Below are 20594 nucleotides of genomic sequence, written 5' to 3'. Positions count from 1 at the left end.
CTAGCCGCAGACGGGTGCGGTCAGCCCCAGCGCGAGGTTGACTTCCAGCACGTTGACCCGCGGTGCCCCGAGGACACCGAGCTGCCTGCCCTCGGTGTGACTGTCGATCACCTCGCGCACCTGTTCGGGGGGCATTCCGTGCACGCGCGCCAGGCGGGGCACCTGGATATCGGCATAGGCCGGGCTGATGTGCGGGTCCAGGCTCGAACCGGAACCGGTCACCGCGTCGACCGGCACCTGATCGGGACGCACGTCCTCGCGTTCGGCGACGATCGCTCGCCGTGACTCGATCCACCCCGCCAATGTGACGCTGGACGGCCCCTGGTTGCTCGCCGCAGACGCAGCAGGGTCGCCCGGGGCCATGGGATCATCGGCCGCCCCCAGCACCCGCGCGTGCAGGTAACCGTCGGGCCGGCCGGGTTCGGCCTGCGGATCGATCCCGATCAGGGCGGAGCCGACCCTGCAGCCGGCGCTGTCGGTCACCACCGACCCCTCGGCGCTCGACCGGTCGATACGCGAGACTCCCCACACCACTGCCGGGTACACCACGCCGAGTATCACCGTCATCATCACCAGTACAGCCACTGCAACCACGCTCTGTCTGATCCATGTCGTACCGAGCTTCATGACAACTACCCCATTCCCGGGAGAAAACGGACTACCAGGTCGATCAGCCAGATGCCGACGAACGGTGTGATGACACCGCCGAGCCCGTAGACCAGCAGATTGCGGCCCAACAATGAGGAGGCCGACGATGGCCGGTACCGAACCCCCTTGAGCGAGAGTGGGATCAGCGCGACGATGATCAGCGCATTGAAGATCACGGCGGATGTGATGGCCGACTGGGCCGAGTGCAATCCCATCACGTTGAGGGTGTCGAGCTGCGGGTAGATGCCACTGAACATTGCGGGCAGGATCGCAAAATACTTGGCGAGATCATTGGCCAGCGAGAACGTGGTCAACGCGCCGCGGGTGATCAGCAACTGCTTGCCGATGGCCACGACGTCGATCAGCTTGGTGGGATCGGAGTCCAGATCCACCATGTTGCCTGCCTCCTTCGCCGCAGACGTCCCGGTGTTCATGGCAAGACCGACATCCGCCTGGGCAAGTGCCGGTGCGTCATTCGTGCCATCACCGGTCATCGCGACCAGTCGGCCACCCGCCTGCTCGCGACGGATCAGTGCGAGTTTGTCTTCCGGGGTCGCCTCGGCCACGAAATCGTCCACACCCGCCTCGTCGGCGATGGCCCGTGCGGTCAACGGGTTGTCACCGGTGACCATGACCGTCCGTATCCCCATCGCCCGGAGTTGCTCGAAGCGCTGGGCCATACCGGGTTTGACGACATCCGACAGAGCGATGACACCGATGACGCGGGCGGGTTGATCGTCTGCCGTGGTTCCGACCACCAGCGGGGTTCCTCCCGCCGATGCGATCTCCTCGACCCCGCGGGTCACCTCGGCCGGTACGGTTCCGCCGTTCTCACCGACCCAGGCGAGGAGTGAGTCCGCAGCCCCTTTCCGAATGCTCCGTAGACCCGACGCCCGCGGCACATCGACCCCGGACATCCGGGTGTGCGCGGTGAACGGGACCACCACACGATCGTGCCGGGTCTCGGCGTCGATCGACATCGGGTCGATGCCGAAGTCGTCGCGGCAGAGATCGACGATGCTGCGCCCCTCGGGAGTGTCGTCGGACAGGCTCGATCGGCAGGCCTCTCGCGCCATCTCCTCGTCGCTGATCCCAGGTGCCGGGATCAGCGCGGTGGCCCGGCGGTTGCCGAACGTGATGGTCCCGGTCTTGTCCATCAACAAGGTGTCGATGTCGCCGGCGGCCTCGACGGCGCGGCCCGACATCGCGAGCACATTGCGCTGCACCAACCGGTCCATGCCCGCGATGCCGATGGACGAGAGCAACGCACCGATGGTTGTCGGGATCAGGCACACCAGCAGGGCGATGAGTTTGATCGGGTCCGGAGACTGGCCTGCGTACTGCTGCATCGGCCCGGCTGCCACCACGGCGAGCAAGAAGATGATGGTCAGACTCGACAGCAAGATGTCGAGCGCGATCTCGTTCGGGGTCTTCTTACGCTCGGCACCTTCGACCAGGGCGATCATCCGGTCGACGAAGGACTCCCCCGGCGACGTCGTGATCTGCACGACGATCCGATCCGACAGCACGACGGTGCCACCGGTCACGGCGCAGCGATCACCTCCGGATTCCCTTACCACAGGCGCTGATTCGCCGGTGATGGCCGACTCGTCGACGGTGGCGATACCCTCCACGACGTCGCCGTCACCGGCGATCACCTCGCCTGCAGTCACCAGGATCCGGTCGCCGATGACCAGTGAGCCCCCTGAGATCTCGGTGATCGCTCCGTCGGGCGCGATTCGCCGAGCCATGGTGTCCTGTTTCACCTTTCGCAGGCTCGCCGCCTGCGCCCGGCCGCGTCCCTCGGCAACCGCCTCTGCCAGGCCCGCGAACAGCACCGTGAACCACAGCCAGAAGACCACGCCGAAAGCGAACCAGGACGGCTGCCACACCGCCAGAACAGTGGTGATGATCGCGCCGAGATACACGACGAACATCACCGGATTACGCGCTTGGTCCTTGGGATTCAACTTTCGGATGGCTTGTGGCACCGCGCTGATCAGCTGGCGTGCATCGAACGCTCCGCTGCCGACCAGATCGGCCGTGGTGGTGGATACCGTCTCCGGCAAGGGTTCATCAAGGATCGTGCTCATGCCAATGCCTCTGCGATCGGTCCCAGCGCCATCGCTGGGAAGAATGTGAGTCCGGCAACGAGAAGTACCGTGCCGGTGAGTAATCCGCCGAACAGCAGCCCGTGGGTGGGCAGCGTCGCCACCCGATCCCGAGTCCGAACCGCCACTGCGCCCCCGGAAGAGGACTCGGGTACCGCAGGTCGTCGTTGAGCCGCGAGGCGGCCGGCGAGTGCAAGCACAAAGATCATCGGGAGGAAGCGGCCAAGCAGCATGGCCACCCCCAAGGAGGTCTGGAACCAGTCGCTGGTGACCGTGAGACCACCGAAGGCGCTGCCATTGTTGTTCGCAGCTGAGGCGTAGGCGTACAGCACCTCGGAGAAGCCGTGCACCGAACCCGGGGTGCCGGGGTCACCTGCATTGCCCTGAAAAGTGCTGGTGGACTCGAGGATCACGGTGATGGACGTTCCGACGAGCACCAGAGCGGGCATCACCAGCACGTACAACGCAGCCATGGTGATCTCGCCCTGGCCGATCTTCTTCCCCAGGAACTCCGGACCGCGGCCCACCAGTAGGCCACCGACGAACACCGCGATGATGGCCAGGATCAGCATGCCGTAGAGCCCGGAGCCGGCACCGCCCGGAGCGACCTCGCCGAGCAACATGTTCCAGATCAGTGCGCCGCCACCGGCAGCCGAAAAGCTGTCATGTGCCGAATCGACGGCGCCGGTCGAGGTTCCTGTGGTGGAGACGGCGAACAGTGCCGAGCCGGCCACGCCGAACCGCTGCTCCTTGCCTTCCATCATCGCGCCGGCCGCCTGGGCTGCAACGCCGTTGGTCTTCGACTCGAAGAACCACACGAGTGCGAGCATGGACGCCCAGATGACGGACATGACACCCAGGATGGTCACACCCTGCCTGCGGTCGCCGACGAGAGTCGAGTAGGTGCGGGTGAGGCACACGGGGATGATCAGCAACGCGATCACCTCGGCGATATTGCTCAAAGGTGTCGGATTGGAGAACGGATGGGCGGAGTTGGCCGCGAGCGTTCCGCCGCCGTTGGTGCCCAGCATCTTGATGGCTTCCTGGGACGCGAAGGGGCCGATCACGCTATGGCCGTTCGAGCCGTCGAGACCTACGAAGTCGAAGCCGCTCCGCAGCGACTGGACCGCTCCCTGGGTCAGCAACACAAGCGCCATCAGCCCGGCCAACGGCAACAAGATCCGTAGTGTGCCGCGCACCAGATCAACCCAGAAGTTGCCCAGTTTGCCCCCGCCCGCGGCGACGATGCCGCGTATCAGCGCGATGGCGACCGCCAGCCCGACTGCGGCCGACAAGAAGTTCTGGACGGCCAGACCGATCATCTGCGTCAGATTTCCCATCACCACTTCAGGCGAATACGACTGCCAGTTGGTGTTGGCGACAAACGAGATGGCTGTGTTGAAGGCCATCGCCGGGCTGACACCCGGACGGCCGTCTCCGAACGGCAGGATCCCCTGGACCCGTTGCAGGACATAGAGGAACACAACGCTGATGAACGAGAAGGCAAGCACGGCGACCGCATAGCCGACCCAGGTCTGCTGACGTGCCGAGTCGATCCGCGCCAGTCGGTAGATGAGTCGTTCAGGAGCGAGGTCGCGGCTGCTCCGGAACACCCGTGCCATGTAGTCACCGAGCGGCACGTACGCGGCGGCCAAGATGAGGATGACGATGCCCACCTGGGCAACTGCGGCCATTGTGGAGTCCACGGGTCAGAACCTCTCGGGACACACGAGAGCGACAGCCAGGTACAGCACCACGGCGATGGCGACGACCACGAGCACCACATTGGTCACGCCCTCGGCGGTCATCGGTCACCCCGCGCCGCGACCACCCGCACCACGACGAGGCACAACGCAAAACTCCCGAAAACCGCTGCCATGAAGGCAAGATCTGCCACGTTCCACTCCTGCACACGTGCCGGACTACTTCGACGAGTCCGGCTGGTGGTGCAAGCATGTATCCGCCGCCCGATCAGATCGACGGCGTTAACGGTCTTTCGACGTTGCGACCTGCGGTCTTCACGAGTTTTTTACGGCGTCCCGGTTCCAGCGAAGGTTCTTTGCCATGGCCCGGACCGCCGGCTCACCACCGGTCGAAGTGGATCACATTGTCGAGCGGTTCTCGCGGCGCCGGCTTGAAGGTCTCACCCGTGTAGTACGCCGTCGGGATCAATGCCGCCTGGTGAAATCCCGCCGGCACGCCCAGCAGGTCGGCAACCTCGGCCTCACGTTGCAGATGCAGTGTGGTCCAGGCTGTTCCGAGGCCACGAGCGCGCGCCGCCAGGCAGTAACTCCATGCAGCGGGCAGCAGGGAGCCCCACAATCCGGCCTGATTGTCCGGCGGCAGGGTCTTGCCCGCCTTGATGCACGGGACGACAAGAACGGGCACCTCGCCCATGTGCTCACCCAGCCACGCCACACTGCCACCGACTCGCTGCTGAACCGGCGCCCGGTTCGGGTCATCGGCGAACAGGGCCGCGGCCGAATGGCGAGAGTTCAGGTATTCCTCGGTCAATTCGCCGTAGATCCGGCCGACTGCCGCGCGCAGCTCCGGGTCGGTGATCACCAGCCACTGCCAGCCCTGCCGGTTGGAACCGGACGGCGCCTGCAACGCGACCTCCAGACATTCACGGACGAGTTCGATGGGCACCGGCCGCGTCAGGTCGAGGCGTTTACGTACCGTTCGGGTGGTGGTGAGCAATTCATCGGGTGTCAGATCCAGGGTCATGCCCCGATGATGCCCTAGTCATCACGGTCTAGATGCGTGGACGCACCTGGCAGCGTGGGCAACTGAACGAGCTGCGGTTCATGAACGCCTCCCGCCGCATCGTCGCGCCGCAACGACGACAGGGCTGCCCTTCACGCCCGTAAGCGTTCAGTGAGCGTTCGAAGTAGCCCGACTGTCCGTTGACGTTGACGTACAAGGCGTCGAATGACGTCCCACCTTGATCGAGTGCTCGCTCCATCACGTCCTTGGCGTTGTCGAGCACCGACCGTAATGCCTTGACGCTCAACTTGTCGGTGAGCCGCCTGCCATGAATCTTGCTGAGCCACAATGCCTCGTCGGCATAGATGTTGCCCACACCCGACACCACGGTCTGATCCAGCAGCGCACGTTTGACCTCGGTGTGCTTGGCCTTGAGCAGCCGGACAACGGCATCGGGGTCGTAGTCCGGGTCAAACGGATCGGGCGCGATGTGCGTGATCGACGCCGGCCCTGGCCCCCCGGTGGTCGAACGATGAGACGGCAGCTCGACCAGGTCGTCGACCATCCAGCCGCCGAATGTGCGTTGGTCGACGAAGCGGAGTTCCTTGCCATCGTCGAGTGTCGCCCGGATTCGCAGGTGTTTCTCGTCCTCGGCACCGGCGGTCTGCACCAGCATCTGACCGCTCATTCCCAGGTGTACGACAAGAGCCAGTGCGTCGGCGCCACCGGCCGGGTTTGCTTGCAGCCACAGGTATTTGCCGCGACGACGCGCAGCCGTGACGGTCGCCCCGGACAGCAGGCCGGTCAAGTCGAGTGGACCGCCCAGATGCCGCCGGACCGCCCGTGGGTGCAGGACGTCGACGGAGACGATGCGCCGACCGACCACGTGGGCGAGCAGACCGCGCCGAACGACCTCCACCTCGGGCAGTTCAGGCATCGTCTCCGGATCCGGAGATCGCCTTCCAGGCCGTCGAGGCCGCGAGTTGCTCGGCTTCTTTCTTGGTCCGCCCGACTCCTGACCCCATCGGGTCACCCGCGACAACCACCGTCGCGGTGAACTCCTTGCAATGGTCCGGTCCGGTCGAGGTGATCTGGTAGGCAGGCACCCCCAGTCCCTTCTCGGCGGTCAGTTCCTGCAACGAGGTCTTCCAGTCGAGTCCGGCGCCCAGGGCGGCAGACCGGTTCAGTGCCGGCTCGAAAAGCTTCAGGACGGTCGCGCGAGCGGTTTCGAGACCGTGCTCGAGATGGACCGCACCGATCAGCGCCTCCATGCCGTCGGCCAGGATGCTGGCCTTGTTCCGGCCACCGGTCATCTCTTCACCGCGGCCCAGACGTAGGTGAGCTCCCAGCCCGCCGGGTCCGAGTCCACGCGCGACATCGGCGAGGGCGTGCATGTTCACCACACTCGCCCGGATCTTGGCCAGCTCGCCTTCGGGGCGATCGGGATGGGTGCGGTACAGCTGCTCGGTGATCACCACCCCCAACACCGAATCACCGAGGAACTCCAGCCGTTCGTTGGTCGGCAGGCGACCGTGTTCGTACGCGTAGGAACGATGGGTCAGAGCCAGGGTGAGCATCTCATCGGACAGGGAGATATCCAGTGCGGCAAGCAGATCGGCATGATCGGAGTGCACTTGCGCGGCACCACGGTCGGTTTCGGTCACTTCTTCGACTCGGGTTCCTCGGCGAACTTCGCGGCAAGACCAGCCCACCGCGGGTCGATCTTGTCGTGGTGATGGCCGGGGTCCGCAACGGCCAGGCGTACACCGCATTCGGGACACAGCCCGGGGCAGTCAGGCGAGCACAGCGGCGTATTGGGGAGGTCGAGCGCCACCGCGTCGACGATGGCCTGTTCGAGATCGATGGTGTCATCGACGATGCGATGTACCTCGTCGGCGTCGGTGGTCTCGTCGGTCACACTGTCCGGATAGGCGAACAGTTCGGTCAGATAGACGCTCGACGTTCCCGCGATCGGCTCGAGGCAGCGAACACATTGCCCTTCGGTTTCACCACTGACGCACCCGGTGACCAGAACACCCTCGGACACGGCTTCGAGCCGCAAGTCGAGGTCGATGTCACTGCCGGCCGGGATCGCGATCATGTCCAGCCCGATGCGAGGGGCAGAGGTGATGGCACGATGCACCTCCTGCATCGAACCGGCACGTCGTCCGAGACTGCGAATGTCCAGACTGAACGGGCCGGTGGCGGGGCGATCGTGGCGGGTTGAATTACTCTCACGCTGCGACACAGGGAACCACGATACGCCCCTGATCACTGCATGCGACAATCCTGACGCCGCGCCGCGCCGCCGATCAAGACGCGGTGGTCAGACCGCCATTCCGGTGCCGAAATCCCCACGGTGAACATGCTCGGCGTAGTCGTGCACGCCTGCGCCTGTCCGAAGCTGTTGCCGACCACGATTGACCGAGCGAATCGTCCCGGTGAGGAGTTCCTCGAACTCGGCCAATTTGTTGTCCACGTAGATGTCGCATTCGCCGCGCAGACGATCGGACTCGACGTGTGCCGCGTCGATGACCCGCTCGGACTCGGCACGAGCAGCCTGGACCACCTCGGTCTCGGAGACTAGCCGTTGCTGCTCGGCGATGCCCTCGGCCACCGAGCGCTCGTAGTTCGCGTTGCCCGAGGCGATCATGCGTTCGGCCTCGGCGTGCGCACGACCGGTCACGGACTCGTATTCACGATGGGCCGCCGATGCCACCCGTTCGGCTTCGGCAGTGGCGTCCGCGAGCAGCTGTCCCGAGTGCGACTGTGCCTCGGCAACCATGCGGTCGGCCTGCGCTTTTGCCTCCGACAGGAGGCGATCGGCCTCTGCACGCGAATGCGCCAGCAACGAATCGGACTCCGCGGTGGCCTCACCGACGAGGGTGTCGGCGCGCATCCGCGCGTCGCCGATCAGCTTGTCGCGCTGATCGAGGACGTCCTGCGCGTCGTCGAGGTCGCCGGGGATGGCGTCCTTGACGTCGTCGAGCAATTCGAGCACGTCGCCTCTGGGAACCACGCAACCCGCAGTCATCGGCACACTGCGCGCTTCTTCGACGATGGCGCCCAATTCGTCCAGCGCTTCGAATACCCGGTACACAGCTACCTCACTCCTCGTCGCGACATCGGCCGGTGACCTACTAGGTCCCCGCCCGCGTGCAAACAGTGGTTGGTGTTAATTCTGTGACTATTGTGCCCACTGGTACGCCTGAGACTCGTCAACCTACGGGGCGTGTCGTGGTACCAAACCAGGATCTGACCCGCTCGGCGGCCTGCCCGGACCGACCGGTCAACGAGCGGAGAGTTTGGCGAGCAGTTGTTCGTGGACCACCGGCGGCAGGAACTCGGTGACCGGTCCACCGAGGGTGGCGACTTCCTTCACCAGCGAGCTCGAGACATGGGCCAGACGCGGGTCGGTCAGCATGAAAATGGTCTCGGCCCCGGTGAGATCCCGGTTCATCTGCGCCATCGGCAGCTCGTATTCGAAATCCACGGCGCCGCGCAGGCCCTTCACGATCGTGTCCATCCCCTGCGAACGCACATAGTCCACGAGCAATCCCTGCCAGCTGTCGACCCGAACGTTGGGCAGGTGCGAGGTGGTCTCCCTCAGGAGAGCAATGCGTTCGGGGATCGTGAAGAGACCACTCTTCTTCGGATTGACCATCACGGTGATCACCAGCTCATCGAACCGGGCGGCGGCCCGCTCGAAGACGAACAGATGACCCGAGGTCACCGGGTCGAATGAACCCGGACAAACAGCTCCCGACATGGGAGTCAAGTTATCAGCCTGCGGGCAGCCGACTCACCCATGTGGCGGGCGGTACAGGGCAACTTCGACTCGGGTTTCCCCATACCGGCGGATGATGACGTCATCGAACTCGGACGGCCACCGGGTGTCAGCCGCGCGAGCAGCGCGCTCCAGCACGGCCAGTCCCCCGTCGGAGACCGCCCCGTCCGCGAGCTGCCGAACCAGGTGCGCAACCTCATCTTCGGGCAGATCGTAGGGCGGGTCGGCGAGCACGAGGTCGTAGGCACCGCCGCTGCGCTCGAGATGTTCAGCCGCTCGGCGGCGGATCACCCGCCCGCCCGACAACCCCGACGCCCTGATATTCGCCTCGATGATCTTCACCGCTTTGGCATCGGCCTCCACGAACGTCACCGATTCGGCCCCCCGCGACAACGCCTCGAGCCCCAGCGCACCGCTTCCGGCGAACAGATCGAGCACGATCAGCCCGGTGAAGTCGATGCGGGCCGCCAAGATGTTGAACATCGATTCCCGCACCCGGTCCGTGGTCGGCCGGGTGCCGGCGGCGGGCACCGACAGTCGGCGACCGCGGGCCGAGCCGGCGATGATGCGGGTCATGCGTCCATTGTTTCGGGTGTCCGGCCCGGCCCCGGAACCCGGGTCGGGCGGCCCAACTACTTGCAGCCTGCAAGTTTTTGTGAGCCACCTCACAAACCGGGGTTGAACAGGGCTTATACCGGCGCTTTTGCGGCCAATTTCGACAACCGGGTGACTTTCGTGTGACACGTTGTTAACTTCAAATTCGATATGAGCCCAACTCAGATCAGCGCTACCCTAACCGCCGCGCCGGACGCGGTGGCATTTCGTTCGCCAAAGGTTTCCGACGGAGTCCGGCTCTGGGAAATCGCCCGTGACTCGCAAGTTCTCGATCTGAACTCGAGTTACGCCTACCTTCTGTGGTGCAAGGATTACGCCGAGACATCGGTGGTCGCCGAAGTGGACGGACGCGTCGTCGGCTTTGTCACCGGTTACCTTCGCCCCGAACTCCCCGATGTGGTGATGGTCTGGCAGGTCGCTGTCGACGCCGACCAACGGGGGCTCGGTCTGGCCGGAAAAATGCTGTCCCAGTTGATGGATCGGCTGGAGCCGCGCGGCATCACCACCCTGCACACAACGATCAGTCCGGACAACGAGGCGTCGGTGGCCCTGTTCACCGCCCTGGCCGAACGCCGCGGCATGAACATCACCAAGGAGAGCTTCTTCTCCCCTGCCGACTTCCCGGACGACCACGAACCAGAAGATCTGTACGCCGTCGCACCGCGACGCTCGACTTGATCTGTCGCGGTTAGCAACACCGCATTCGACCACCGCTACCCGTGGTCACTTCACGGCAGAGCCGGGACCGACCCGGCCGCCACATCGTCACCAGTTGGAATACAGCTGTATTTTTCGCACCCTACTGTGCTTCAGGCACACCCGGAGGACACGACAGACATGACTGCATCCATCCAAGAAACGTTTTCCAGCAACATCTTCGAGACCCGCGAGTCCGAGGTTCGTAGCTACAGCCGCGGCTGGCCGGCAATTTTCACAAAGGCCAAGGGCGCATGGCTCACCGACCGCGACGGCAAGCAGTACCTCGACTTCTTCGCCGGCGCCGGTGCATTGAACTACGGGCACAACAACCCGATCCTCAAGTCGGCCCTGCTCGACTACATCGAGAACGACGGCATCACCCACGGTCTGGACATGTCCACCGTCGCGAAAGGCGAGTTCCTGCAGGCATTCCAGGACAAGATCCTGCTGCCGCGCGGACTCGACTACAAGGTCCAGTTCCCCGGACCCACCGGTGCCAACACCGTCGAGAGCGCTCTGAAGCTGGCCCGCAAGGTGACCGGTCGTACATCGATCATCAACTTCACCAACGCATTTCACGGTATGACCCTGGGAGCACTCTCGGTCACCGGCAACTCGATGAAACGCGCCGGCGCAGGTATTCCCCTGGTGCACGCCACTCCGATGCCGTTCGACAACTACTTCGATGGTGTCGTCGAGGACTTCAGCTGGTTCGAGCGCGTTCTCGACGACTCGGGTAGCGGTCTCAACCGTCCGGCAGCCGTGATCGTCGAGACCGTCCAGGGCGAAGGCGGCGTCAACGTGGCCCGGCCGGAGTGGCTCAGGGCCCTCGCCGAACTGTGCAAGCGGCGCGAGATCCTCTTGATCGTCGACGACGTCCAGATGGGCTGTGGCCGGACCGGACCGTTCTTCTCGTTCGAGATCGCCGGCATCGAGCCCGACATCGTCACGATGTCGAAGTCGATCAGCGGCTACGGAATGCCCATGGCCCTGACACTGTTCAAGCCGCACCTCGACGTGTGGGCACCGGGCGAGCACAACGGCACCTTCCGCGGCAACAACCCCGCCTTCGTCACCGCCAAGAAAGCGATCGACACCTACTGGTCGGACGACAAGTTCGAGAACGAGGTCATCGCCAAAGGTGAGCGGATCCGCGACTCGTTCATCTCGCTGTGCAGCGCGCACCAGGGCATCACGACCCGCGGTCGGGGCATGGTCCAGGGACTGGTGTTCGACGACGCCGAAAAGGCGGGCAAGGTGTGCGCACTCGCGTACGACCGTGGGCTGCTCGTCGAGACCTCCGGCCCGTCAGACCAGGTCGTCAAGTTGCTGCCGCCGCTGACCATCACCATCGAAGAGCTCGATCAAGGGCTGGCGATCCTCGGCCAGGCCACAGCCGAGGTGCTCAGCGCCTGAGCCAGCCCGACTCGACGAAAACCCAAGCGCGCGAAAGGACTACACGTGATCGTACGTACCACCAAGGAAATCACCGGCACCGAACGTGATGTCGAGGCGGAGAACGGAAATTGGCGCTCCAAGCGCATCGTCCTCGGCGGCGACAAGGTGGGCTTCTCCTTCCACGAGACGACCATCAAGGCAGGTTCGGTCAACGAGTTCCACTACGCCAATCATGTCGAAGCGGTGTGGCTGGTGGAGGGCACCGGGACCCTCACCGATCGCGAGACCGGCGAGGTGTACCCGCTCGGGCCGGGCACGATGTATCTCCTCAACGGGCACGAACGGCATACGGTCACCGCTGACACCGAGCTTCGTATGCTCTGTGTGTTCAATCCGCCGGTGGTCGGAACCGAAACCCACGACGAGAACGGCGTCTACCCGCTGGTCACCGTCGGCACCTGACCGGTTCGCCGGATGGCGGGCCCTGAACCCGGGCTTCGCTGGGTAGCGTTGTGCTGGCGCTTGTGCGATTGCGTCAGATGCCCGGGCCCTCCGACCGTCACCCGAGACGAGCCAGCAAGAAACTCGGCACCCCGACGGGGGTGCCGAGTTCTCGTCACCGGGGTGCTGTCGCGGTCGGGGTATTCTGGACGAGGTGCGAACCCGCCCCATTCGCTGGACACCGGCCCAGCCCACCGCACCGGACCCCGATCTGCCCCAACGGATCGACGAGCTGGCACAGCTGCTCACCGGACGTCGTGTGCTCGCGCTGACCGGGGCCGGGATGTCGACGGATTCAGGGATACCGGACTACCGCAGCCCCGGAACTCCCCCACGGACACCGATGACCATCGAGATGTTCTTGAGTTCGGGCGACTTCCGCCGCCACTACTGGGCACGTAATCACCTCGGCTGGCGTCACATGGACGCGGCCGTTCCCAACGCGGGCCACCGCGCACTCGCCGCCTTGGAACGCCGGGGCAAGGTGAGCGGCGTGATCACGCAGAACGTCGACATGCTCCACCTCAAGGCCGGCAACCGCGCCGTGCTCGAACTCCACGGCAGCTACGGGCGTGTTCGTTGCCTCGACTGCGAACACCGGGTCTCCCGGCACAGGCTTGCCGAACTCCTGGAGCCGGCAAATGCCGAGTTCGTCAGCAGGATTCGTGGCCGCGGCGCCATCGAGGTGGCCCCTGACGCCGATGTGGTTGTGGAGGACACCACCGACTTCGCGATGCTCGACTGTCCGGACTGCGGCGGAATACTCAAACCAGACATCGTCTACTTCGGCGAAAGCGTCCCGAAAGCAGTTGTGCAGCAAGGCTATTCGATGGTCGATGACGCCGATGCGGTACTCGTCCTGGGGTCATCCCTGACGGTGATGAGTGGGCTGAGATTTGTTCGGCACGCCAGGCGTACCGGCAAACCGATCGCCATCGTCAACCGGGGACACACTCGCGGCGACGAGTGCGCGACCATGAAGATCGACGGTTCGTGCTCGGAGGTGCTGACCGGTTGGCTGGAGTCAGACCGCGACGAGATCGTCGGCGTGAACCACCGGCCGTCGTAGATCAGGGGGCAGATCGGCCTTCGACTTGCCCACCATCTGCGCAACCTCGGTAGCGTCGTACGCCACGACCCCCCTGGCCATCGTGTGGCCGGACTTATCCGTCAGATCGACCACGTCGCCACCATAGAACCGGCCCGACACCGCGGTGATACCGGCCGACAGCAGTGAACGGCGCGCGGTGGCAACGGCCTGCACCGCCCCGTCATCGAGCACCAGACGTCCACTGGCTTCTGCGGCGTGCCGCACCCAGAACTTGCGCGCCGAAAGTCGTTGCGGTCGAGGCGCAAACGCAGTACCGACCGAGGCATCGGTCAGCGCTGCGGCAGCATCGGCCGCCGCTGCCAGCAGCACCGGCAACCCGGCATCCGCGGCGAGGCGGGCAGCCGACAACTTCGATGCCATGCCGCCGGTCCCCAGGGCGCCACCGGTGCCGGCGATCACACCGTCGAGGTCCTCGGGGCCGTCGACCTCGGAGATCATGGAGGCGTTGCCCTTGCGGGGATCCCCGTCGTAGAGACCGTCGACATCGGACAGAAGGACCAGCGCATCAGCGCCCGCCAGGTGAGCGACCAGAGCCGCCAGCCGATCGTTGTCGCCGAAGCGGATCTCGTTGGTTGCCACGGTGTCGTTCTCGTTGACGATCGCGACCGCGCCGAGAGACCGCAATCGATCGAGGGTGCGCTGCGCATTGGCGTGGTGTGCACGCAGCGAGATGTCATGGGCCGTCAGCAGAACTTGCCCGACGGTGCGACCGTATCGGGCGAACGACGTGTTCCATGCGTGCGCGAGGGCCAGCTGACCGACGCTGGCCGCGGCCTGCTTGGTGGCCAGATCCTTCGGCCGGCTCCTGAGACCCAACGGCGCGATACCCGCTCCGATTGCGCCGGACGACACCACGATGACATCCGAACCGGCCTGCATCCGCGCTTCGATCGCATCGGCGAGGGCATCGAGACGGCCTGAGTCCAGGCCGGTCGCCAACTCGGTCAGAGCCGAGGAGCCGATCTTGACCACAACGCTGCGAGCTCCCGAAATCTGTTGCCGGGTAACACTAGCCACGTTCGTCCGGATCCTCGGCATCCACATCGAGGCCACGCCGCAGCCGTCGTGCGATCTTGCGCTCGGAGGCACCGATGCGCTCCGGTCGATCCAGACGGATATCGGTGCCGCGCCCGCTCATGGGGAAGTCCTCTGCGACAGGCGTCTGCGGTTCCCACTCGAAGGACACGTCACCGATGGTGACCGGGCAGCCGGGCTCGGCGCCTTGCTTGACCAGTTCCGCCTCGACACCGAGCCGGTTGAGTCGGTCGGCGAGATATCCGACGGCTTCGTCGTTCTCGAACTGCGTTTGCTTGATCCAGCGCTCCGGCCGCGTACCACGCACGATGAAACCGCCGGGCTGATCAGGATCGGCGATCACCGAGAAACCGTTGTCGTCGGTGGGGATCGGGCGGATCACCGGGCGCCTGGCAACCGGTTTCGGATGGTCGATGCGGTACTGGCGCACCATGTCGGCCAGTGCGTAGGTGAGTTCCTTGAGGCCCTTGTGGGAGACGGCAGAGATCGCGTACACCGGCCAGCCACGTTCTTGCAGTTCAGGAGTGACCATCTCGGCGAGTTCGGCCGCGTCGGGCACGTCGGTCTTGTTCAGGATGACCACGCGAGGCCGGTCGGCGAGATGCCCGAGACCGGTGTCTGCCTGCAGAGCGGGCTGATACGCGGCCAACTCGGCCTCCAGCGCGTCGATGTCCGACACCGGGTCTCGACCGGGCTCGAGAGTGGCGCAATCGACCACGTGCGCAAGCACCGCACAGCGTTCGAGGTGACGGAGGAACTCCAACCCCAGACCGCGACCGGCAGACGCTCCCGGAATCAGCCCAGGAACGTCCGCGACGGTGAAGACATCTGAACCACTGTTCACCACACCAAGGTTCGGCTGGAGCGTGGTGAAAGGGTAATCGGCGATCTTCGGCTTGGCCGCCGAGAGCACCGAGACGAGAGACGATTTGCCTGCGGACGGGAAACCCACGAGGCCGACATCGGCGACCGATTTGAGTTCGAGGACGAGCTCGCGGATCTCGCCTTCCTCCCCCAGCAGAGCGAAGCCAGGCGCCTTACGCGCCTTGGACGCCAGCGAGGCGTTACCGAGACCTCCGCGTCCACCGGACGCCGCAGCGAAAGTGGTTCCCGCACCGACCATGTCGGCCAGGAGCCGACCGTCGCGGTCGAGCACCATGGTGCCGTCAGGGACAGGGAGAACCAGTGGTTCCCCGTTTGCGCCGTCACGGTTGGCACCCGCACCGGGCCGGCCGTTACCGGCCTTCGCGTGCGGATGGAAGTGGAAGTCGAGCAGGGTGTGAACCTGCGGGTCGACCACGAGGGTGACATCGCCACCGTTGCCACCGTTGCCGCCATCGGGTCCGCCGAGGGGTTTGAACTTCTCGCGGTGCACCGATGAGCAGCCATGACCACCGTTGCCCGCCGTTGCGTGAATCGTCACGCGGTCAACAAATCTGGACATGGAACCACCTGTGAGAGAGTTTGGAATTTTCTAAGGGGCGGGCGGGATCTGGTGATCCTGCCCGCCCCTTAGGAGCTGGATTGCATTGCGCCGGATCAGGCCTGCGCAGGCTCCGGAACGATGTTCACGGTCTTGCGGCCACGCTTGCTGCCGAACTCCACAGCACCGGGAGCCAGGGCGAACAGCGTGTCGTCGCCGCCACGACCGACGTTAACGCCGGGGTGAAAGTGTGTACCGCGCTGGCGGACCAGGATCTCACCGGCGCTCACCTGCTGGCCGCCGAAGCGCTTCACACCGAGTCGCTGAGCATTCGAGTCGCGCCCGTTGCGCGAGCTGGATGCACCCTTCTTATGTGCCATGACAGTTCTCCTGAAAAGTGTGGGGGCGTGCTTACTTGATGCCGGTGACCTTGAGGACCGTCAACTTCTGACGGTGACCCTGACGCTTGTGGTAGCCGGTCTTGTTCTTGAACTTGTGGATGCGGATCTTCGGACCCTTGACGTGCTCGACGACCTCACCTGTCACCGAGATCTTCGCCAACTTGTCGGCGTCCGTGGTCAGATCGGCACCGTCGACGACAAGCGTCACGGGAAGTGAGACGGTCGCGCCGAGTTCACTGTCGATCTTCTCGACCTTCACCAGATCGCCTTCAGCGACCTTGTACTGCTTACCGCCGGTCTTGACGATCGCGTACGTTGCCATCGGAGAGCTACCTCTTACTGTCTGTCGTGTGTTGTTCGGGCTCTTGCCCGTTGCCGATCCGGCCGGGCGCCGTCTTTCCGAGCACAGCGCAATCCGTCCGCCGAATGGCGACTGATCCAGGTTACGGGAGTGTGGCGGGCCGGGTCAAACTGACCCGGTACGACCCGCAATCCTCACTCCTCCACCGGCGGACCTGCAGGTCGTCCGGCTGCGCGCCGTCGCGGCGTGCGCCGTACCGCCACAGCCGGCTCGGTGGACGCGGAGGTCCCGACCGGCCCCGAGGTGGTCACCGGTGAGGCGATGACCTCGGCGATGACAGCGGGATCGGTCGCCGTGGTGGGTGCCGCCGGCTTGCGCCGCACTGCGCGTCGCCGTTTTGGCGGGGCACTCTGCGGTGTTTGTCCGGATTCGTCAGCGGTGCTCTGCTGCGTGTCACCGGCCGCCTGGGTTGCCGGGTTGTGTGCCGTTTCGTCCACGGGGCTCGCGGTCTCGGATGTGCCCGACTTCTCGGGCTTCTGGGATTCCTCGGGCTTCTGGGATTTCTCGGACTTCGCGGACTTCTTGGGGGCAGCCGACGCCGACCGGTCTGCGTCCGATGACGTGATGGCCGGAGCGGGATCACCGTGAACCTTCGCCGACCCTGCAGCCGTGTCCTCGACGGCCGCAGACGCGGACATCGTGGACGTGGTCTCCTCGGTGCCGGCCTCGGTGCGGGTAGCAGCGATGCCGGACTGCTCCGAACCCGTCTCCGTGACCTCGAAATCGGTCTCCGTTTCGGGTGTCTCGGAATCGGGCGTGTGGCTGGCCATCGCCCGGAACATCGGGTGCTCGGCGGGACTGTGGGCAGCCGGTTTGCTCTCGACAGCTGCGGGCTGATCCGCTTTGCCACCACGACGGTTGCGCCGCGCCCTCTTGGTGTTGTCGCCGCGGCCTGCCTGATCGTCGCCGGACGAGATCTCGACCGGGTTGGCGTGCACGACGATGCCGCGCCCGTTACAGCAGGTGCAGGTGGTCGAGAATGCTTCGAGCAAACCGGTTCCGAGGCGCTTTCGCGTCATCTGCACCAAGCCGAGCGACGTCACCTCCGACACCTGATGGCGGGTGCGATCGCGGCCCAATGCCTCGGTGAGCCTGCGCAGGACCAGGTCTCGGTTCGACTCGAGGACCATGTCGATGAAGTCGACGATGATCATGCCGCCGATGTCGCGCAACCTCATCTGCCGGACGATCTCTTCGGCAGCCTCGAGGTTGTTGCGGGTCACCGTCTCTTCGAGGTTTCCGCCCGAGCCGGTGAACTTGCCTGTGTTCACGTCGACGACGGTCATCGCCTCGGTGTGCTCGATGATCAGCGTTCCACCGGAGGGCAACCACACCTTGCGGTCCAATGCCTTTGCCAACTGCTCGTCGATCCGGTGCACGTCGAACACGTCAGGCGCATCGGCGTGGGCCTTCTCGAATCGCTCGGTGCGGTCGAGCAGGTCGGGTGCGACGCCTCGGACGTAGTTCTCCACCTGGTTCCAGGCACCGTTGCCCTCGACGATGAGCTTCTTGAAGTCTTCGTTGAAGAGGTCACGGACCACCTTCACGAGAAGGTCCGGCTCTTCGTACAACGTCTGCGGCGCACCGGATTTCGAGCTACCGGCCGCCGAGGTGGCCGCGTTGATGGTTTCCCACTGCTGTTGCAGACGTTCGATGTCGGCCGTCAACTCTTCGGCCGAGACACCTTCGGACGCGGTGCGGATGATCACACCGGCGTCGTCGGGAACGATCTTGCCGAGGATCTGCTTGAGGCGTTTGCGCTCGGTGTCGGGAAGCTTGCGGCTGATCCCGGTGGAGCCGCCGCCCGGCACGTACACCAGGTACCGGCCGGCCAGGGAGATCTGCGTGGTCAAACGGGCACCCTTGTGCCCGACCGGGTCCTTACTGACCTGGACCAGAACCTGGTCACCGGGACGCAGGGCCTGTTCGATCTTGCGTGATCCGCCATCGAGACCGGCTGCGTCCCAGTTCACCTCACCGGCGTAGAGGACGCCGTTGCGTCCCCGTCCGATGTCGACGAAGGCAGCTTCCATGCCGGGCAGGACATTCTGCACCCGACCGAGGTAGATGTTGCCCACCATCGACGAGGAGTTGGACGTGGTCACGAAGTGCTCGACCAGTACGCCGTCTTCCAGCACCGCAACCTGGGTGTAATCGCGGGTCTGCTGATTCGAGGAATCGACGTTGCCGTCGGAGTGCGCGTCCCCATGAGTGACCGTTGCGGCCACACCCGAGCGTTCGCGCACAACCATCACCCGGTCGACCGCTTCGCGGCGGGCCAGGAATTCCGACTCACTCAGGATGGGCGGACGACGCCGTCCCGCGTCGCGGCCATCACGGCGTCGCTGGCGCTTGGCCTCGAGACGGGTGGACCCGGAGATGCCCTGCACCTCATCGCGACCGCGCGACTTGTTCCGTGGCTCGCGTTCGTGCACCACCGTGTTGGGCGGGTCGTCGGCAGGCAGCGGTTCGTCGCCCTCTCCGCCTTTGCGGCGGCGCCTGCGACGACGCCGGCGATTTGCCGAGGTGCCGTCGCCCGAGTCGTCCTGATCGTCGGAGTCCGAGGAGTCCGAGGAGTCCGATTCGGCCGACTGGTCGGAGTCGTCGTCATCGCCGCCGGCCGTCTCGTCGGCGAGAGCGTCGGACGCCAAGCCGTCTGGGCCCTGCTCGTTGTCGCCTTCGGAGTCGGGCCGGGCTTTCTTCGGCCTACTCCGCTTTCGCCTGTTCCCCGATTTCGTCTCGGGCTTGGCGGCTTCGTCGTCGGTGTCGGAGGCGTCGTCAGAGTCTGCCGAGGCGCCGTCCTGGGTCTCCCGCGCCGGCTCTCCGGCCGAATCGGTGGCGTCCGTGTCCGAATCGTCGTCGCCGAAGTCACCGCCGGCCTGGTCACCGCGTCCACGACCGCGACCACGACGACCGCGACGCCGTTTCCGCGAACCCGACTCGCTCTCGTCGTCCGAATCGTCGGTATCGGTGTCGGCGTCCGCGTCGACCGAGTCCTTGGCGCTCTGCGGGATGGGAGCTGATTGTTCTGCCGACAGGAAGAGCGGCGATCCTGCCCCGGCCCCGGCAGAGGTCGTCGGCGTGTGCCGAGGCTGCTCCTCTTCCACCGCGGAGAAGAGACTGGGAATCGACCTCTCGCGTGGTGCCGACTCCGGCGCCTTGTCAGCGGGCTCGGCCTCGGCCGGCGCGTCCTCACTGGGTGCAGTTGCCGCCGCAGCGACCTCGGCGTCCTCGGGTGGGGAGACATCCTCTGGTGTCGGCTCGGCGACAGGCGCAGCCGATACCTCCGCCGAGGGCTCGGTCTCGACCGGCACGTCGGCCGGCTGGGGGTCGGCCGGCGGGGCGTCGACATCGGCGGTGATGGCATCGTCGCCCTCCACCGACTCGTCGGCGGGTGGCGGATTGATCCGGTCGCGTACCGCGATGGCAGTGCTGCGCACGATGCTCGACTGTGGGCTGCGAGCCGCGATGCCCAGCTCGGCGAGGTGCGCGAGCACCTCGCGGCTGCTGAGGCCAAGAATCCTGGCCAGCGCGTGCACTCGTAGTTTGTGCGGGAATTCTTGCGCCGAACCTGTGCTGTTCAGTTCGTCCGGCGACTGCGTGTCGGCCACGTATTCTCCTCAAGCCCCCGGGCGCGGATAAACGCGGCCACGCGAGGGCTGTGCTATTTACCCGGACTGCGCCGGGATTGTAGGTCTCGCTTCGCCCTATGTCGGCGGGGATGACCCCGCGTTCACCGGCGATGCCTGGCGTGATGACTGACTGATGTCGAGCGCCACGATGTCCACACCACGCCAT

20 protein-coding genes are annotated in these 20594 nt (G+C 65.2%); 4 read left to right on the top strand and 16 right to left on the bottom strand.

The genetic code is table 11. From position 1 onward, the window contains the following. The 11 genes from ACVWY6_RS19520 to rsmD form a co-directional block, all read right to left on the bottom strand. Window positions 1-627, bottom strand: a complete 627-nt coding sequence (locus ACVWY6_RS19520; protein WP_457540362.1) for a potassium-transporting ATPase subunit C — start codon at window positions 625-627, stop codon at window positions 1-3. A 5-nt stretch (window positions 628-632) separates the two neighbouring features. Further along, window positions 633-2741, bottom strand: coding sequence for a potassium-transporting ATPase subunit KdpB (kdpB, locus tag ACVWY6_RS19515; RefSeq protein WP_457540360.1), 2109 nt, complete (start codon window positions 2739-2741; stop codon window positions 633-635). Next, on the bottom strand, window positions 2738-4465 hold the full coding sequence (kdpA, locus tag ACVWY6_RS19510; protein WP_457540358.1) for a potassium-transporting ATPase subunit KdpA: 1728 nt from the start codon (window positions 4463-4465) through the stop codon (window positions 2738-2740). Before kdpA ends, kdpB begins: the two co-directional genes overlap by 4 nt. Before the next feature lie 3 nt (window positions 4466-4468). After that, complete coding sequence (locus ACVWY6_RS19505) at window positions 4469-4567, bottom strand: potassium-transporting ATPase subunit F (protein WP_023960355.1); 99 nt, start codon at window positions 4565-4567, stop codon at window positions 4469-4471. Between the two features lie 274 nt (window positions 4568-4841). After that, complete coding sequence (locus tag ACVWY6_RS19500; RefSeq protein WP_457540355.1) at window positions 4842-5486, bottom strand: nitroreductase family protein; 645 nt, start codon at window positions 5484-5486, stop codon at window positions 4842-4844. Between the two features lie 28 nt (window positions 5487-5514). Continuing rightward, window positions 5515-6402, bottom strand: a complete 888-nt coding sequence (mutM, locus tag ACVWY6_RS19495) for a bifunctional DNA-formamidopyrimidine glycosylase/DNA-(apurinic or apyrimidinic site) lyase (protein WP_457540353.1) — start codon at window positions 6400-6402, stop codon at window positions 5515-5517. Next, a complete protein-coding gene (gene rnc / locus ACVWY6_RS19490) occupies window positions 6395-7129 on the bottom strand; it encodes a ribonuclease III (RefSeq protein WP_030163695.1) in 735 nt (244 codons plus the stop codon). Before rnc ends, mutM begins: the two co-directional genes overlap by 8 nt. After that, window positions 7126-7617, bottom strand: coding sequence for a YceD family protein (locus tag ACVWY6_RS19485; RefSeq protein ID WP_084248278.1), 492 nt, complete (start codon window positions 7615-7617; stop codon window positions 7126-7128). Before ACVWY6_RS19485 ends, rnc begins: the two co-directional genes overlap by 4 nt. Before the next feature lie 174 nt (window positions 7618-7791). After that, window positions 7792-8565 carry a DivIVA domain-containing protein gene (locus ACVWY6_RS19480; RefSeq protein ID WP_023960366.1) on the bottom strand — a complete coding sequence of 258 codons (774 nt, stop codon included), beginning with the start codon at window positions 8563-8565 and terminating at the stop codon, window positions 7792-7794. A gap of 189 nt (window positions 8566-8754) precedes the next feature. After that, window positions 8755-9234 carry a pantetheine-phosphate adenylyltransferase gene (gene coaD / locus ACVWY6_RS19475; protein ID WP_317713885.1) on the bottom strand — a complete coding sequence of 160 codons (480 nt, stop codon included), beginning with the start codon at window positions 9232-9234 and terminating at the stop codon, window positions 8755-8757. Between the two features lie 33 nt (window positions 9235-9267). Next, complete coding sequence (rsmD, locus tag ACVWY6_RS19470; protein ID WP_457540349.1) at window positions 9268-9828, bottom strand: 16S rRNA (guanine(966)-N(2))-methyltransferase RsmD; 561 nt, start codon at window positions 9826-9828, stop codon at window positions 9268-9270. A 189-nt stretch (window positions 9829-10017) separates the two neighbouring features. On the opposite strand from rsmD, the gene ectA reads away from it, so the two are divergent. The 4 genes from ectA (at window position 10018) to ACVWY6_RS19450 (ending at window position 13534) form a co-directional block, all read left to right on the top strand. After that, complete coding sequence (gene ectA, locus ACVWY6_RS19465) at window positions 10018-10545, top strand: diaminobutyrate acetyltransferase (RefSeq protein ID WP_457540347.1); 528 nt, start codon at window positions 10018-10020, stop codon at window positions 10543-10545. 159 nt (window positions 10546-10704) lie between these two features. Then, on the top strand, window positions 10705-11982 hold the full coding sequence (gene ectB / locus ACVWY6_RS19460; RefSeq protein ID WP_116915542.1) for a diaminobutyrate--2-oxoglutarate transaminase: 1278 nt from the start codon (window positions 10705-10707) through the stop codon (window positions 11980-11982). Window positions 11983-12027: 45 nt separating this feature from the next. Further along, window positions 12028-12426: an ectoine synthase gene (locus tag ACVWY6_RS19455; protein WP_030163704.1), complete on the top strand. Its 399-nt coding sequence runs from the start codon at window positions 12028-12030 to the stop codon at window positions 12424-12426. A gap of 193 nt (window positions 12427-12619) precedes the next feature. After that, entirely contained in the window at window positions 12620-13534 is a 915-nt protein-coding gene (locus ACVWY6_RS19450; RefSeq protein ID WP_457540344.1) for a Sir2 family NAD-dependent protein deacetylase, read from the top strand. Here the strand turns inward: ACVWY6_RS19450 and proB are convergent. The 5 genes from proB to ACVWY6_RS19425 all read right to left on the bottom strand — a co-directional run bounded on the left by proB (window position 13490) and on the right by ACVWY6_RS19425 (window position 20407). Beyond that, window positions 13490-14593, bottom strand: a complete 1104-nt coding sequence (proB, locus tag ACVWY6_RS19445; protein WP_457540342.1) for a glutamate 5-kinase — start codon at window positions 14591-14593, stop codon at window positions 13490-13492. The genes ACVWY6_RS19450 and proB overlap by 45 nt on opposite strands. Then, window positions 14586-16055: a GTPase ObgE gene (gene obgE, locus ACVWY6_RS19440; RefSeq protein WP_457540340.1), complete on the bottom strand. Its 1470-nt coding sequence runs from the start codon at window positions 16053-16055 to the stop codon at window positions 14586-14588. The genes proB and obgE overlap by 8 nt, the downstream gene beginning before the upstream one ends. Before the next feature lie 95 nt (window positions 16056-16150). Then, complete coding sequence (gene rpmA / locus ACVWY6_RS19435) at window positions 16151-16414, bottom strand: 50S ribosomal protein L27 (RefSeq protein WP_023960381.1); 264 nt, start codon at window positions 16412-16414, stop codon at window positions 16151-16153. Between the two features lie 31 nt (window positions 16415-16445). Then, window positions 16446-16757, bottom strand: coding sequence for a 50S ribosomal protein L21 (gene rplU / locus ACVWY6_RS19430; protein ID WP_023960383.1), 312 nt, complete (start codon window positions 16755-16757; stop codon window positions 16446-16448). A 173-nt stretch (window positions 16758-16930) separates the two neighbouring features. Next, entirely contained in the window at window positions 16931-20407 is a 3477-nt protein-coding gene (locus ACVWY6_RS19425) for an Rne/Rng family ribonuclease (RefSeq protein ID WP_457540337.1), read from the bottom strand. Between the last annotated feature and the right edge of the window lie 187 nt (window positions 20408-20594).

Source organism: Williamsia sp. R60, assembly GCF_054063855.1.
This window is presented reverse-complemented; position numbering and strand designations above follow the sequence as displayed.

Excerpts from the sequence above, each read along its gene's own strand:
- coaD (WP_317713885.1), bottom strand. The coding sequence starts at position 9,234 with ATGTCGGGAGCTGTTTGTCCGGGTTCATTCGACCCGGTGACCTCGGGT.
- kdpB (WP_457540360.1), bottom strand. The coding sequence starts at position 2,741 with ATGAGCACGATCCTTGATGAACCCTTGCCGGAGACGGTATCCACCACC.
- ectA (WP_457540347.1), top strand. The coding sequence starts at position 10,018 with ATGAGCCCAACTCAGATCAGCGCTACCCTAACCGCCGCGCCGGACGCG.
- ACVWY6_RS19505 (WP_023960355.1), bottom strand. The coding sequence starts at position 4,567 with ATGACCGCCGAGGGCGTGACCAATGTGGTGCTCGTGGTCGTCGCCATC.
- ACVWY6_RS19500 (WP_457540355.1), bottom strand. The coding sequence starts at position 5,486 with ATGACCCTGGATCTGACACCCGATGAATTGCTCACCACCACCCGAACG.
- ACVWY6_RS19485 (WP_084248278.1), bottom strand. The coding sequence starts at position 7,617 with ATGCAGGAGGTGCATCGTGCCATCACCTCTGCCCCTCGCATCGGGCTG.
- rpmA (WP_023960381.1), bottom strand. The coding sequence starts at position 16,414 with ATGGCACATAAGAAGGGTGCATCCAGCTCGCGCAACGGGCGCGACTCG.
- ectB (WP_116915542.1), top strand. The coding sequence starts at position 10,705 with ATGACTGCATCCATCCAAGAAACGTTTTCCAGCAACATCTTCGAGACC.
- rsmD (WP_457540349.1), bottom strand. The coding sequence starts at position 9,828 with ATGACCCGCATCATCGCCGGCTCGGCCCGCGGTCGCCGACTGTCGGTG.
- obgE (WP_457540340.1), bottom strand. The coding sequence starts at position 16,055 with ATGTCCAGATTTGTTGACCGCGTGACGATTCACGCAACGGCGGGCAAC.
- mutM (WP_457540353.1), bottom strand. The coding sequence starts at position 6,402 with ATGCCTGAACTGCCCGAGGTGGAGGTCGTTCGGCGCGGTCTGCTCGCC.
- rplU (WP_023960383.1), bottom strand. The coding sequence starts at position 16,757 with ATGGCAACGTACGCGATCGTCAAGACCGGCGGTAAGCAGTACAAGGTC.
- ACVWY6_RS19520 (WP_457540362.1), bottom strand. The coding sequence starts at position 627 with ATGAAGCTCGGTACGACATGGATCAGACAGAGCGTGGTTGCAGTGGCT.